Annotated in this window: 15 protein-coding genes; 11 read left to right on the forward strand and 4 right to left on the reverse strand. The window is 59.3% G+C overall.

Annotated features, from left to right (window positions below):
* The 6 genes from rpsM to A3714_RS00885 all read left to right on the forward strand — a co-directional run.
* Nucleotides 1–118: 30S ribosomal protein S13 (gene rpsM, locus A3714_RS00860; RefSeq protein WP_156493806.1), on the forward strand; the 118-nt coding region annotated here is incomplete at its 5' end.
* A 35-nt stretch (nt 119–153) separates the two neighbouring features.
* The gene (gene rpsK, locus A3714_RS00865) at nt 154–552 is read left to right on the forward strand and encodes a 30S ribosomal protein S11 (protein ID WP_011587706.1); all 399 of its coding nucleotides are present in this window, start codon (nt 154–156) and stop codon (nt 550–552) included.
* Between the two features lie 16 nt (nt 553–568).
* Nucleotides 569–1,201, forward strand: coding sequence for a 30S ribosomal protein S4 (gene rpsD / locus A3714_RS00870; protein WP_062817652.1), 633 nt, complete (start codon nt 569–571; stop codon nt 1,199–1,201).
* A gap of 20 nt (nt 1,202–1,221) precedes the next feature.
* Nucleotides 1,222–2,229, forward strand: coding sequence for a DNA-directed RNA polymerase subunit alpha (gene rpoA / locus A3714_RS00875; RefSeq protein WP_062817651.1), 1,008 nt, complete (start codon nt 1,222–1,224; stop codon nt 2,227–2,229).
* Nucleotides 2,230–2,279: 50 nt separating this feature from the next.
* On the forward strand, nt 2,280–2,663 hold the full coding sequence (gene rplQ / locus A3714_RS00880) for a 50S ribosomal protein L17 (protein ID WP_062817650.1): 384 nt from the start codon (nt 2,280–2,282) through the stop codon (nt 2,661–2,663).
* A gap of 116 nt (nt 2,664–2,779) precedes the next feature.
* Nucleotides 2,780–3,115, forward strand: coding sequence for a DOPA 4,5-dioxygenase family protein (locus tag A3714_RS00885; RefSeq protein ID WP_063510059.1), 336 nt, complete (start codon nt 2,780–2,782; stop codon nt 3,113–3,115).
* A gap of 22 nt (nt 3,116–3,137) precedes the next feature.
* Here the strand turns inward: A3714_RS00885 and A3714_RS00890 are convergent, their stop codons facing one another.
* From A3714_RS00890 to A3714_RS00905, 4 genes are all read right to left on the reverse strand, one after another.
* A complete protein-coding gene (locus A3714_RS00890; protein WP_062817648.1) occupies nt 3,138–3,515 on the reverse strand; it encodes a hypothetical protein in 378 nt (125 codons plus the stop codon).
* A 182-nt stretch (nt 3,516–3,697) separates the two neighbouring features.
* Complete coding sequence (locus A3714_RS00895; protein WP_063510060.1) at nt 3,698–4,948, reverse strand: glycerophosphodiester phosphodiesterase family protein; 1,251 nt, start codon at nt 4,946–4,948, stop codon at nt 3,698–3,700.
* Between the two features lie 119 nt (nt 4,949–5,067).
* On the reverse strand, nt 5,068–7,890 hold the full coding sequence (gene uvrA, locus A3714_RS00900) for an excinuclease ABC subunit UvrA (protein ID WP_062817646.1): 2,823 nt from the start codon (nt 7,888–7,890) through the stop codon (nt 5,068–5,070).
* Between the two features lie 113 nt (nt 7,891–8,003).
* The gene (locus tag A3714_RS00905) at nt 8,004–8,654 is read right to left on the reverse strand and encodes a response regulator transcription factor (protein ID WP_062817645.1); all 651 of its coding nucleotides are present in this window, start codon (nt 8,652–8,654) and stop codon (nt 8,004–8,006) included.
* Nucleotides 8,655–8,895: 241 nt separating this feature from the next.
* On the opposite strand from A3714_RS00905, the gene A3714_RS00910 reads away from it, so the two are divergent.
* From A3714_RS00910 to A3714_RS00930, 5 genes are all read left to right on the forward strand, one after another.
* Complete coding sequence (locus tag A3714_RS00910; protein ID WP_062817644.1) at nt 8,896–10,263, forward strand: MFS transporter; 1,368 nt, start codon at nt 8,896–8,898, stop codon at nt 10,261–10,263.
* 105 nt (nt 10,264–10,368) lie between these two features.
* On the forward strand, nt 10,369–10,884 hold the full coding sequence (gene ssb / locus A3714_RS00915) for a single-stranded DNA-binding protein (protein WP_062817643.1): 516 nt from the start codon (nt 10,369–10,371) through the stop codon (nt 10,882–10,884).
* Between the two features lie 8 nt (nt 10,885–10,892).
* Nucleotides 10,893–11,627, forward strand: coding sequence for a type II secretion system protein N (gene gspN, locus A3714_RS00920; protein ID WP_063510061.1), 735 nt, complete (start codon nt 10,893–10,895; stop codon nt 11,625–11,627).
* A gap of 101 nt (nt 11,628–11,728) precedes the next feature.
* The gene (locus A3714_RS00925) at nt 11,729–12,598 is read left to right on the forward strand and encodes a type II secretion system protein N (protein WP_063510062.1); all 870 of its coding nucleotides are present in this window, start codon (nt 11,729–11,731) and stop codon (nt 12,596–12,598) included.
* An 11-nt stretch (nt 12,599–12,609) separates the two neighbouring features.
* The coding region (locus A3714_RS00930) for a secretin N-terminal domain-containing protein (protein WP_304439020.1) at nt 12,610–13,718 on the forward strand (1,109 nt) is incomplete at its 3' end.

Genomic DNA, 13,718 nt, shown 5'->3' on the forward strand with positions numbered 1-13,718 from the left:
GATGGACCTCGGTTGCTACCGTGGTATTCGTCATCGTCGCGGCTTGCCACTGCGTGGCCAGCGTACCAAGACCAATGCTCGGACCCGTAAAGGTCCGCGTAAACCGATTCGCAAATAAGCTGAAACGTCAGCGGCTGGATTTGGATAGGCATTATGGCTAAGTCAAAGAAAGATAGTGGCGCACGTCGTAAGAAGGTAACGCGTACCGTTGCAGACGGTATCGCCCACGTGCACGCATCCTTCAACAATACCATCATCACCATCACTGATCGTCAGGGCAATGCGTTGTCCTGGGCGACCTCCGGTGGCGCTGGTTTCCGTGGTTCCCGTAAAAGCACCCCGTTTGCTGCCCAGGTGGCGGCTGAAAACGCGGGCAACGCTGCCAAGGACTACGGTCTCAAGAATTTGGAAGTACGGGTAAAAGGCCCGGGCCCGGGTCGCGAATCTTCCATTCGTGCCCTGAATGGCTGTGGCTACAAGATTACCCATATTGAGGACGTTACGCCGATTCCGCATAACGGCTGTCGTCCGCCCAAAAAGCGTCGCGTGTAACGGGAGTTAAAGCAAGATGGCAAGATACATCGGTCCCAAGTGCAAGCTTTCCCGTCGTGAAGGCACCGATCTGTTCCTGAAGAGCGGTATCCGCCCTCTGGAATCCAAGTGTAAAGCGGAGCAGGCTCCGGGGCAGGCAGCTGGCGCAAGCGGTCGTCGTCCGGCTCGTTTGTCCGACTACGGTGTGCAGCTGCGTGAGAAGCAGAAAGTTCGTCGTACCTACGGTGTACTGGAAAAGCAGTTCCGCAGCTACTACAAGAAAGCCGCCTCTTCCAAGGGTGCAACCGGCGAAGTCCTGCTGCAACTTCTGGAAGGTCGTCTGGATAACGTGGTTTACCGCATGGGCTTCGGCTCCACCCGCGCCGAAGCGCGTCAGCTGGTTAGCCACCGTGCGATTCTGGTCAACGGTCAGTCTGTCAATGTGGCTTCCTATCAGGTCAAGCCCGGTGACATCATCACCGTTCGCGAGAAGTCCAAAGCTCAGTTGCGCGTGAAAAACGCCATGGAGCTGGCTCAGCAGCGTGGCTTTATGCCCTGGATCGAAGTTGACGAGAAGAAGCTGGAAGGTACCTACAAGGCGAAGCCTGAGCGTATCGACCTGCCTGCCGAGATCAACGAAAACCTGATCGTCGAGCTGTACTCCAAGTAAGGACTGCCTGAGGGATCTCTATGACCGCCGTGAACGACTTTCTCACGCCCCGCTCGATCGCGGTCAACGCGATCAACCAGACCCACGCCAAAGTGGTTCTGGAACCGCTGGAGCGTGGCTTTGGCCACACCCTGGGGACTGCGCTGCGTCGCATCCTGATCTCCAGTATGCCCGGCTGTGCGATCACCGAAGTGGAGATCGACGGGGTACAGCATGAATACTCCTCCATCGAAGGGGTGCAGGAAGATGTGATCAACATCCTGCTGAACCTGAAGGGCGTTGCTCTGAAGATGGAAGATCGCGAAGAAGCGACTCTCGAACTGGTCAAGAAAGGCCCGGGCGTTGTTACCGCGAGTGATATCCAGCGTGATCACAGTGTTGAGATCGTCAACCCGGATCACGTGATCTGCACCATTACCGGTGACACCGAATTGCGTGTGAAGCTGAAAGTGCAGAAAGGTCGTGGCTATGTAGCTGCCGACGCACGTCAGTCTGATGACGACGAGACCCGTGGCATTGGCCGTCTGCAGCTGGACGCCAGCTACAGCCCGGTACGTCGTGTGGCTTATGTGGTTGAGGCTGCCCGTGTGGAGCAGCGCACTGACCTGGACAAGCTGGTTATTGATCTGGAAACCGATGGCACCATCGATCCGGAAGAAGCGATTCGCCGCGCTGCTACCATCCTGCAGCAACAGATTGCGGTATTCGTGGATCTGGAACAGGATGCCAAGCCAGAACCGAAGCAGGAACGCGAAGAAATCGATCCCATCCTGCTGCGCCCGGTAGATGATCTGGAACTGACCGTCCGTTCCGCCAACTGCCTGAAGGCCGAGAACATTTACTACATCGGCGATCTGGTACAGCGTACCGAGGTTGAGCTGCTGAAAACCCCGAATCTGGGCAAGAAGTCGCTCACCGAGATCAAGGACGTGCTGGCTTCCAAAGGCCTGTCGCTGGGTATGCGTCTGGAAAACTGGCCCCCGGTCAGTCTTCGTGACGACGACCGGCTGAACACCAAATTGCGCTAAGTTAGTTGTTGTGGACGCTGTGAAGCGCCCCTGAACATAGGAACAGAATCATGCGTCATCGCAAAAGCGGCAGAAAACTGAATCGGAACAGCTCTCATCGTCAGGCGATGTTCCGTAACATGGCCGTGTCTCTGCTGGAGCACGAAGTGATCAAGACCACTCTGCCGAAGGCCAAAGAGCTGCGTCGTGTGGCTGAGCCGTTGATCACTCTGGCCAAGGAAGACTCGGTAGCGAACCGTCGTCTGGCTTTCGACCGCACCCGCTCCAAGGAAGTGGTTGGTAAGCTGTTCAACGAGCTGGGTCCCCGTTACCAGAGCCGTCCTGGCGGCTACGTACGTATCCTCAAAATGGGCTTCCGTGCCGGTGACAACGCACCGATGGCCTATGTTGAGCTGGTGGATCGCCCTGAGCTGGCGGACGCTGACGAAGAGTAAGCGTTCCATGCTTCAAAAAAACCGGGCTAACAGCCCGGTTTTTTTATGTCTGTCGCAAGCCGGGTGGCTTGTACTATGCTGTCAGTGAGGCTGAAAACACCTCGGGGGCAGTGTCTATGGCAATCAACGGATTTCACGCACACGTCTATTTTGACGAATCCACCTTCTCCCAGGCGGCTGCGCTCTGTCAGGCTGCCCATCAGCGTTTTGATATACCCATGGGCCAGATGCACCGCAAGCCGGTGGGCCCGCATCCATGCTGGAGTTGCCAGCTATCCATTCCTCGCCGTCTGGCGGGTGAAGTGATTCCCTGGTTGATGGCCAGTCGAAACGGCCTGACTATCTTCGTCCACGGGCTGAGTGGCGATGATTTACGCGACCATACGGAGCTGGTCATGTGGCTGGGGGAAAGCCTGCCTCTGGATTTGAGCATCTTCCAGTTTTCCGCCTGATTCGCCGCATCCAGTCCTCGTATTACCCCTGGGCAACCTTTTGGCCACGATAGACCAGGCCCTTGCGCAGGCGTGGGTTTGCCCCATCGTCCTTGCTTTTGCTCTCGGGGCTGGGGTCAACCGGTTGTCCGCGGTACAGGCGAGCGCCAGGGCCGGGGGAATGGCTCAAGGGCGGATCCTCTCCCTCCAGCTCCAGAAGTGCCAGACGAATTTCTCCGTAGAGCCTTTGCATTCCCTGGGAGCGGGTATGACCAGCGTAATGGGCAAGCTTCTGACGGAGTGCCGGATCGGTCAGTGACAGGCTCTCGTCAAATTCGGCACGAATCAGTCGACGGCACTGATTCACCAGATTGACAATGTTGTATTGCATCAACCAGCGGTGATTGGGGGTGGCGTCCATTGCATATACTCCTCTGAATGGTTGCCGAAAGAAGCGGATCACGGTTTTCTGCGGTCACGGCTCCAGGTCCATGAGATCGAAGCAGAAAACGTGCCAGTGTGATTTGCCGGTCTGCGGGTATTGTCGCCCCATTCTGGAGCGGATCGGTGCGTTGCTGGTGCACCTGCGCCAGTCTTGTGCGCTTATGGCTTGCCCCGCAGTTTGCGGCAGTTTGCATAAAAGGTGGTGGTGGCGGGCCAGTCGGAAAAGACACCGATAACGCCCACGTCCCTTGCCAATACATCCAGCAGTGTCAGGGTGTCGCAGTCGTTGTTGATAGCCGGTTTAACGCTCTGGTAGTACCAGCCACCACCGTTGGTCAGGGGGCCGGAGCGTTCCAGGGACCAGGCGATGATATCCAGGCCGGCATTGCGGGCAGCCCGGGCATAGGGGCTGGCAACAATGCGATTGCGCCTGTCGGTTGTCACCAGCATCCACAGGGGCGGGGCAATAATGTTCACGCCATAGCCTGCCAGCGTATCCATATCGGGCTGCCAGGTGCCCGGGTTTTGAGGGTCCAGTCCCTGGCTGTCACGGCCGTCCAGATACACCGCCTGCTGCCCGTAACGGGGATGATGATTGATCCAGTAGCGCACGTCTTCCAGGTTGAAGGATTGCGGATACACTTGCCGAGGGGAGACCCCGGCTTGCTGGTATTCCTCGATCAGCTGGCGCGCATAGTCCTGCTGGCGGTATTCCCCTTCATAGGGCATTGCAACCTGAGGGGCTTTCAGTTCCGGTGTCATCTTTACCCCGAGCTCGCGCAACAGGGTGATGCTCTCCCGGTGACTGAGAAGGGTGCCTTTTTGGCCGTATAGGTCTGTGCGCCAGCTTGCCGTGCCCTTCAGATAGTCTTGCACGGTCGTGGCACGGGGATTGGCACCGTCCATTTTGCCCTTGAGCGTCTTGAACTCGGCCAGGGTGATGTCACTGGTGCAGCAACGGGCACTGGCCGGATTGCTGCCATCAAAGGGAGTAAACGGTTCGCTGCACTGGCTGGCCAGATCGGTTTCGAGAATATTGGTGGTGGTGTGCAGGTCGCACTGGGAGTGTCTACAGACCAGCTCGCGGTCCTTGGTGAAGGTCACATCACATTCAACGATACCGGCACCCATGCGTGCGGCGGCCCGATAGGATTCCTCGGTGTGCTCGGGGAATTGGAGCGGGGCACCACGGTGGCCGATGGAGAAGTCGCTGCTTTGCTGTGGGCGTCGCTGGCTGGCGCATTCCTGCAGCGCCTGCTTCAGCGGTCCAGCGTCCATGTCAGCGACCAGATAATAGGGGCGAGGGCCCAGTTCAACGCTGTCTTTCGGTCCGTGACTGGCACAGGCAGCAGCGGCAAGGCCGATGGCCAGGGTGGTGATGCACGCTTTCAGTGCCACTATCCGTTTCATGATATGTCTCACGAAAGAAGAATGAAACGGATTGTGCCGCGGCTTTATGACGGTGAGATGGGCAGCGCACTGCGGCTGTGTGACGTTGCCGGAAAGTGTGCTGCCGTTCACGGATAGACCTATTTCAGCATGCCTTTCAGGAAACGACCGGTGTGGCTGCCTTTCACTTTCGCCACTTCCTCCGGCGTGCCTTCTGCGATGATCTCGCCCCCGCCGTCGCCCCCTTCCGGGCCCAGATCCACGATCCAGTCGGCGGTCTTGATCACATCCAGGTTGTGTTCGATCACCACCACGGAGTTGCCATGATTGGCCAACCGGTTGAGCACGTCCAGTAACAACTGGATATCCGCGAAATGCAGGCCGGTGGTGGGCTCGTCGAGAATATAGAGGGTGTTGCCGGTGTCCCGGCGGGACAGTTCCTTGGCCAGCTTGACCCGCTGGGCTTCGCCGCCGGACAGGGTGGTGGCCGCCTGCCCCAGTTTTACATAGCTCAGGCCCACATCCATCAGGGTCTGCAGCTTGCGGGCCAGGGAGGGCACCGCATCAAAGAATTCCCGGGCGTCTTCGATGGTCAGATCCAGCACCTCGAAGATGTTCTTGCCTTTATAGGTGATCTCCAGGGTTTCCCGGTTGTAGCGTTTCCCTTCGCAGACCTCACAGGGCACATAGATATCCGGCAGGAAGTGCATTTCTACCTTGATAACCCCATCACCCTGACAGGCTTCACAGCGACCGCCTTTCACGTTGAAACTGAAACGACCGGGCTTGTAACCGCGGGCACGGGCTTCCTGGGTGCCGGCAAAGAGCTCGCGCACCGGCGTGAAGATACCGGTATAGGTGGCAGGGTTGGAGCGCGGCGTGCGGCCGATAGGGCTCTGGTCGATATCCACCACCTTGTCGAAATGCTCCAGTCCCTCAATGGCCTCATGGGGCGATGCCTTCAGGGTGGTCGCCTTGTTCAGTTTAGTGGCGGCCAGGGGATAGAGGGTGCTGTTGATCAGGGTGGATTTGCCGGAGCCGGAGACCCCGGTGATGCAGGTAAACAGGCCCACCGGAATGTTCAGGGGGTGTCCCTTGAGATTATTACCGGTGGCACCGTGCAGGGTTAGCCAGTTATCGTCCGGGTTCTGGCGGCGTTGTTTAGGCACTGCAATCGTCTTGCGGCCGGACAAATAGTCGCCGGTCAGGGAGTCCGGGTTGTCGGCGACCTGTTTGGCTGTGCCCTGGGCAACGACCTTGCCACCATGCACGCCGGCGCCGGGGCCGATGTCGATCACATGGTCGGCAAGACGGATGGCGTCCTCATCATGCTCTACCACCAGTACTGTGTTGCCCAGATCGCGCAGACGGGTGAGGGTATTGAGCAGACGCTCGTTGTCGCGCTGGTGCAGGCCGATGGAAGGCTCATCCAGCACGTACATGACGCCGACCAGTCCCGCGCCAATCTGGCTGGCCAGGCGAATACGTTGTGCCTCGCCCCCGGAGAGGGTTTCCGCACTGCGTTCCAGAGTCAGGTATTCCAGCCCCACGTTGACCAGGAACTGCAGGCGGTCGCGGATTTCCTTGAGGATCTTGTCGGCAATCTCCCCTTTGCTGCCGGGCAGGCTCAGTTCGCTGAAATACGCATGGGCCTTGCCCACCGCAAGACGAACCACTTCCGGCAGCGTGGTTTCTTCGATAAACACATGTCTGGCCGCTTCGCGCAGCCGCGAGCCATGACAGCTGGGGCAGCTGGAGGTGGACATGTAGCCGAGCAGGTCTTCGCGCACCGCGTCAGACTCGGTTTCCCGGTAGCGCCGCTCCATGTTGGGGATGATGCCCTCGAACGGATGGTTGCGCTTGATGATGTCGCCGCGATCGTTGAGGTAACGGAATTCGATGCTTTCCTTGCCGGTACCGTGCAGCACTTTCTTGCGGATATCCTTGGGCAGTTCCCGGAACGCCACGTCCATGTCGAAGCCCAGACTCTGGGACAGGGAGTTGAGCATCTGGAAATAATAAACGTTGCGGCGGTCCCAACCGCGAATGGCGCCCTCCGACAGGGACAGTTCGTCGGAATTGATGACCTTGTCTTCATCAAAGAACTGCTTCACGCCCAGCCCATCACAACTGGGGCAGGCGCCGGCCGGGTTATTGAAGGAAAACAGCCGTGGCTCCAGCTCGGGAATCGAATAGCCGCAGTGTGGGCAGGCAAACTTGGCGGAGAAGGTCACTTCCTCCCCGTCACCGTCCATGGGGGCAATGATGGCGATATCGTCTGCCAGGTTAAGCGCGGTTTCAAAGGATTCCGCCAGCCGGTTCTGCAGGTCGTCGCGGACCTTGAAGCGGTCCACCACTACCTCGATGGTGTGCTTCTTGTTCTTGTCCAGATCCGGGGTGTCATCCATGTCGTAGATGCGACCGTCGATGCGTGCGCGGATAAAGCCCTGGGCGCGCAATTCCTCGAACAGGTGCAGATGCTCCCCTTTTTTCTCGCGGATCACCGGTGCCAGCAGCATTAGTTTGCTGCCTTCTTCCATGGCCAGCACCTGGTCCACCATCTGGCTGATGGTCTGGGCAGCCAAGGGCGCATCGTGCTCCGGACAACGGGGCTCGCCCACCCGGGCAAACAGCAGGCGCAGGTAATCATAGATTTCGGTAATGGTGCCTACGGTGGAGCGGGGGTTGTGGCTGGTGGATTTCTGCTCGATTGAGATGGCTGGGCTGAGGCCCTCGATGTGATCCACATCGGGCTTTTCCATCATCGACAGAAACTGGCGGGCATAGGTGGACAGGGATTCCACGTAGCGGCGCTGGCCTTCCGCGTAAAGGGTGTCGAAGGCCAGTGAGGATTTCCCCGAGCCGGACAGGCCTGTGATCACCACGAGCTTGTCACGCGGGATATCCAGATCCACGTTCTTCAGGTTATGAGTCCGTGCACCGCGAACCAGAATGGTATCCATCAACTACCCCTGACTACTGTCAAAATGAACAGGGCAGTATAGGCGAATTTGTGTGAAGGGGAAAAGAAAGGCGTCGAGTGGCGTCGGACGCCTGGCGTCCGACGCGCGCAGCCCTAGAGGTTCTCTTGCGCCCAGTTCACCGCCTGCAGGCGGTTGGAGGCGTTGATCTTTTTGAAGATGTTGTAGATGTGGGTCTTGATGGTGTGCGGGCTCAGATTCAGGCTGGTGGCGATTTCCGAGTTCTTGGCGCCGGTGGCCATCACTTTCAGCACTTCCACTTCCCGATCAGTGAGGTTCACCTCGCTGCGAGAGAAGGTCTTGTTGAAGGTGCGGCTTTTCATCAGATAGGCCTGCAGCACAGAGCGCGGGAACCACAGCTCGCCGTCGAAAATGGCCTTGATGCCTTTGCTGAGAAGTGCCTGGGGGCAGTCATGCTGGAAGCCGCCGTTGACCATGGGCAGGCCTGCAAGACGAGAGAGAGAGTCATCGCTGTCCACATTGAACAGGGCGATCAAAACGTCGCTTTCCACTTCCTGGTCTGCTTCCAGCAGGTGGGCGATGACCTCGTTCACGTCAACGCTGTGGTAATCCACCAGAAACAGGTTCTGGTCGAATTCCCGCAGGGTCTCCACGGAAACCCCTTCCACGGAGGGAATGCTTTTGGTCGCCACATCTTCCTTGACGAGAAATTCGGTGAGCAGGGCATTTTGTAGTTGCTGGCTGCCGACTACGTAAACTTGTTGGGTTTGTTCTTGGCTGTTCATCGATGCCGTCCATGATGTCTCAGGCGAAGCCTAAGAAAAAAAACTTATCAGCACGTGAATTTATCACCGCTTTGACCGGGGTTCAATTTACCATTGCCCGGTTTTACTGATTTCACGATTTGAGGGGGCCAAAGTGGTGCACGGTGTCCTGGCCCGGCACAACGGGGAATCTGGTACACTGCCCGCCTTTTTGTAGCGGTCGCGAGGTTGCGGCCTCCCGTTTCTGGAGCAACAAGCGTTCATGTCGGCATCGTCTTCCCGTCTTTTGCAGCGGACAGAGCTGAAAACCACCGGCTATCTGGCGACCATCTTCGCGCTGCGGATGTTTGGCCTGTTCATGATTTTGCCGATTTTTGCGGTCTACGGGCAGTCCCTGGAAGGCGCCACACCGCTGCTGATCGGCACCGCCATCGGGGCCTACGGCCTGATGCAGGCCCTGTTGCAGATACCCTTTGGCATGCTCTCGGACCGTTTCGGGCGGCGCCCCCTGTTACTGATTGGCCTGCTGCTGTTTGTGGCCGGGGGCGTGGTGGCGGCCATGAGTGACCACATCCATGGTGTCATTGCCGGGCGCGCCCTGCAGGGGGCGGGGGCCATCGCCAGTGTGATCATGGCGCTGATTGGCGATGTGGTCAGCGAAAAGCATCGTACCCGGGCCATGGCACTGATTGGCATGTCCGTGGGGGGCTCTTTTGTGCTGGCGCTGATCCTCGGGCCGCTGCTGGCCAGCTGGCTGGGTCTTTCCGGCCTGTTCTGGATGACCTCGGTGATGGGGGGCTTCGCCCTGATTGTGGCCATGGTGGTCCCGGCGCCAAAGGCGTTGCAGGGGGAGGCCTTGCCGGTGGGGGTGCGTTTCCGCCGGGTGCTTTCCAGTAAAACGCTGCTGCGGTTTGATGTGGGGATTTTTACCCTGCACCTGATCATGACGGCCTCTTTCGTGGTGGTGCCGGCCCTGCTCAGCGAGCGGCTCGGGCTGGGTCTGCGTAGCCACAGCCTGATCTACCTGGGCGTGCTGGTGGCCGGGTTCGTGGCCATGGTGCCCCTGATTATCCGCGCCGAACGGCGTGGCGCGGTGCCGGTGAAACGGCTGGCCGTGGTGTTGCTGGCGGTATCCCAGATCCTGTTGGCCCTGGCCGGTGCCGAACTGTGGCACTTTGTGTTGGCCCTGTTGGTGTTCTTTGCAGCCTTTAACCTGCTTGAAGCGCTGCTGCCCTCGCTGGTGGGGCGGGCGGCGCCGGCGGGCACCCGGGGCACGGCCATGGGGGTATACTCCACGAGCCAGTTCCTGGGCGTGTTTGTCGGCGGGCAACTGGGTGGGGCGTTGTACCAGTGGGTCGGTGCCGAGGCGGTGTTCTACGGCTGTGCGGCGTTGGCCGCGGTCTGGCTGGTGGTGCTGGCGGGGCTGCAAGAGCTGCCGAAGCTGGATAATCGGGTGTTGATCTTGGCGCCGGACCAGGATTGGCACAAACTGGCCCGTGATCTGCAAACGGTGCCCGGTGTGGTGGAAACCGTGATCGTCGAGGAGCAGGCCCTGGCGCTTCTGAAGGTGGATGCCGGGCAACTGGATGAAGCCCGGCTTGCGGGACTCGCGGGCGCCGGGCAAAGCTGACACAATGTTTGGCTTGATCTGACATGCATTTGAGAAACCGGTGATTTACCTGACAGGGAATCGCCGGCTACAACAGTACTGACCCTGAGAGTCACGGAGAGAAACATGGCGCGCGGCGTTAACAAGGTAATTCTGATTGGTAACCTGGGGGCAGACCCGGAAACCCGTTTCATGCCCAGCGGTGGCGCGGTCACCAATGTTCGCTTGGCCACCAGCGAAACCTGGAAAGACAAGCAAAGCGGCCAGATGCAAGAGCGCACTGAATGGCACCGGGTGGTGTTTTTCAACAAGCTGGGCGAGATTGCCGGTGAGTACCTGAAGAAGGGCTCCAAGGTCTATATCGAAGGCTCCATTCGTACCCGCAAATGGCAAGGCCAGGATGGCCAGGATCGCTACACTACCGAAATCGTGGCCAACGAGATGCAGATGCTGGACGGACGTGGCGACGGTGGCGGTGGCCAAGGCGGCGGCTATGCCCCCCAGGGCAACCAGGGCGGCTACCAGAACGATAATTACGGCGGTGGCGGGAATGCCGCTCCCCAGCAAAACCCGGCCGCAAACCAGAATCAAGGCGGGTTCAGTGGCCCGGCAGATGATTTCGACGACGATATCCCGTTCTGAGAACTGCCATGCCTCGTAATTTGACCCTGGCACTGGTCTTTGTTGTCAGCTTGTTGGTCTTTCTGGTCCTCGGGATGCCCGCCGCCGTGGTGGTGGAGCGAGTGCCGGCCATGCGTGTGGGAGGGGCGGTGCTGACACTGTCTGAGCCCCGTGGACGCTGGTGGCAGGGACAGGCGCAGTGGCGCTGGAAAGAATTGCAGGGCTCGCTGGACTGGACCCTGGATTGGCACGGCCTGGTCCCGGGTACGCAACTGTCCTTGCGGAGTGATGCGGGGGAGCCGGCGAGCCTGACGGCCTGGGTTGGCGCTGACTGGGGCGATTGGCAGGTGGAGCAGGCGCGCCTGTCCCTGCCGGTGGCGTTGGTGGCGGACCATGTACCCCAGGGGGGCGCGGATGGCCGGGTGGATGCGGTCCTGATGTCGCTGCAGGTCGCGGATGATGCCATTCAACACGTTCAAGGCACCCTGGATTACAGTGGTGGCACCGTGACCTGGGGGCGCAATGGCGCTGCCGACGTGCCGCCGCTACAGGGCCGTTTGAGCATGGAAGACCAGGTGCCTTCGCTGCAGGTGACAGACCCCGAGGGCGAACGCCTGGTGCAGGCGCGGATCAATGAGGGCCGCTTTCATCTGGAAGTGATGCGCGCCTGGCCCTTGTTGTTGGGGGTGAGCCAGGGCGGAAGCCCGGATGACGTGGTTTTCCAGATGTCGCAACCGTTCTCGCTCAAACGCGGGCAGGGTTGAGAAGCGGAAAACCTCGTTTCAGTAACACTATATTGCAATAATTTGCCTTGAAATCCGGTATCTTCAGTCCGGCAATAACGATAAAGGAAGAGCGGACAGTTATGTCGCAGTGGGCAGCGTGGGGTCAGTATCAGCAGTGGGGCAAGCCGGTGCGCTGGTTGGTTGCCGTTTTGCTGGTGATCATATTGGCTTTTGTGCTGGCGCAGACCTTCTGGCTGTTGTGGTACGGACCCAACGAGCCGATTCCTTCCAATAGCAAGACCCGTTTGCAGGTTGCCTCCTCCGGCAAGACGGTCAGCCTGAGTCAGTCCCAGGTAGACAGCTGGCAATTGTTCGGCAGCTTCCAGCAGGACGCAGCCCCCCCGTCAGACAAGCCCACCGACGCACCGGAAACCCGCCTTCGCCTGGAGCTGCTGGGTGTATTCCAGACCGCTGATACCGAAAAAGCCTCAGCCATCATTGCCGAAAAGGGCAAGGAAGGTGAGTTGTACCGGATCGGTGACAGTATTCCCGGTAATGCCAGCCTGGAAGAGGTGTATCCGGACCGGGTCATTCTGCGTCGGGCCGGACGCCTGGAAACCTTGCGTTGGTCCGACAGCTCGCTGGGCGGTGTTAGCCAGGTTGAGCCCACACGGGCTGAGCCAGCGTCGCCGCCGCCAGAGGAGCAGGCAGTCAGTGAAGGCAGCGACGAAGACCTGAGGGTACAGCGCAAGGCCATCATCGGTCAGTTGGGGCTGCAGCCGGTGGCTCAGGGAGATAATCAGGGCTATCAGTTGGGCAAGCGTGCCCCCAAACAATTGATCAGTCAGGTCGGCTTGCAAAGCAGTGATGTCATCCTTTCCGTCAATGGCCATTCGCTGGGCACTGAGGAAGGTGACATGGCTGCGTTGCGCTCATTCCAGGAAACCCGCCAGGCCAGTATCGTGGTGCAGCGGGGTGATCAGCAATTCACCGTGAATTATCCGCCATAGTGAGTGGTTTTATGATGTCCTTTTTCAAAGCCTCGGCACTCCGAACACTGATTGTGGTGCTGTTGACGGCAACGGCGTTGACTGCCCAGGCCCAGGTCGCAGCCAGTGAAGATGGCAAAAGCTGGACAGTGAATATCCGTAATGCGGATATCCAGGCGTTTATCAGCCAGATTGCCGACATGACCGGCAAGAACTTTGTCGTCGACCCCCGCGTTCGGGCCCGGGATGTCACGGTGGTATCTACCAAGGCGTTGTCAGCCACCGAAGTCTACGAGTTGTTTTTGTCCGTGCTGCAAGTCCATGGCTATGCGGCAGTGCCATCCGGCGACATCATCAAGATCGTTCCCAATACCACCGCAAAACAAAGCAATCTGCCGCTGGTGGGCGAGAACGAGTCGGGAGGTGAGGCGCTGGTGACCCGGGTGATTCCGGTGGAAAACTCCCCCGTGGAAGAGCTGGTGCCGGTCTTGCGCCCGCTGGTGCCCCAGTACGGCCATCTGGCGGCGGTGGGATCGGCCAATGCGCTGATCATCAGCGACCACATCGATAATATCCGCCGCATGGAAGCGATCATCGCCAGCCTGGACAATGCCGAGTCCGAGGATGTCCAGGTCATCAAGCTGGAGCATGCCTTTGCCGGCGACATGGTAAAAATGCTGGAAAGTCTCACGCCGCAGACCGGCGGTCGGCGTGGCAAGACCAAGGATGGCGGCGTTACGGTGGTGGCGGATGAGCGTACCAATCGGCTTATCATCAAGGGGGACCGCATTACCCGCCAGCGCATGGCACAAATGATTCGTAACCTGGACACCCCAGCCAGTGCCACAGGCGGTGTGCAGGTGGTCCGCCTGAGCCATGGAGATGCGGAGGCGCTGGCCGAGCTGCTCAAGAACTTTGCTGAAGGGGCCTCCGCTGCCAAGCCGGGCGCGGATGGCAAGACCGCTGCCGCCGCGATGACCGGTGACAAGGTTTCCATTCAGGCGGACAAGTCGCTCAATGCCCTGGTGATCCGCGCCGAGCCGGCGATGATGAAGGAAATCATGTCGGTGATCAGTCAGCTGGATGTGCGCCGTGCACAGATCCTTATCGAAGCGGCAATCGTGGAGGTGTCCGGGGATAC

The sequence above is a fragment of the Alcanivorax sp. HI0007 genome, from assembly GCF_001635525.1.
GTDB lineage: Bacteria > Pseudomonadota > Gammaproteobacteria > Pseudomonadales > Alcanivoracaceae > Alcanivorax.

Excerpts from the sequence above, each read along its gene's own strand:
- rplQ (WP_062817650.1), top strand. The coding sequence starts at position 2,280 with ATGCGTCATCGCAAAAGCGGCAGAAAACTGAATCGGAACAGCTCTCAT.
- rpsD (WP_062817652.1), top strand. The coding sequence starts at position 569 with ATGGCAAGATACATCGGTCCCAAGTGCAAGCTTTCCCGTCGTGAAGGC.
- uvrA (WP_062817646.1), bottom strand. The coding sequence starts at position 7,890 with ATGGATACCATTCTGGTTCGCGGTGCACGGACTCATAACCTGAAGAAC.
- A3714_RS00885 (WP_063510059.1), top strand. The coding sequence starts at position 2,780 with ATGGCAATCAACGGATTTCACGCACACGTCTATTTTGACGAATCCACC.
- A3714_RS00925 (WP_063510062.1), top strand. The coding sequence starts at position 11,729 with ATGTCGCAGTGGGCAGCGTGGGGTCAGTATCAGCAGTGGGGCAAGCCG.
- ssb (WP_062817643.1), top strand. The coding sequence starts at position 10,369 with ATGGCGCGCGGCGTTAACAAGGTAATTCTGATTGGTAACCTGGGGGCA.
- A3714_RS00910 (WP_062817644.1), top strand. The coding sequence starts at position 8,896 with ATGTCGGCATCGTCTTCCCGTCTTTTGCAGCGGACAGAGCTGAAAACC.
- A3714_RS00895 (WP_063510060.1), bottom strand. The coding sequence starts at position 4,948 with ATGAAACGGATAGTGGCACTGAAAGCGTGCATCACCACCCTGGCCATC.
- gspN (WP_063510061.1), top strand. The coding sequence starts at position 10,893 with ATGCCTCGTAATTTGACCCTGGCACTGGTCTTTGTTGTCAGCTTGTTG.
- A3714_RS00905 (WP_062817645.1), bottom strand. The coding sequence starts at position 8,654 with ATGAACAGCCAAGAACAAACCCAACAAGTTTACGTAGTCGGCAGCCAG.
- A3714_RS00890 (WP_062817648.1), bottom strand. The coding sequence starts at position 3,515 with ATGGACGCCACCCCCAATCACCGCTGGTTGATGCAATACAACATTGTC.
- rpoA (WP_062817651.1), top strand. The coding sequence starts at position 1,222 with ATGACCGCCGTGAACGACTTTCTCACGCCCCGCTCGATCGCGGTCAAC.
- rpsK (WP_011587706.1), top strand. The coding sequence starts at position 154 with ATGGCTAAGTCAAAGAAAGATAGTGGCGCACGTCGTAAGAAGGTAACG.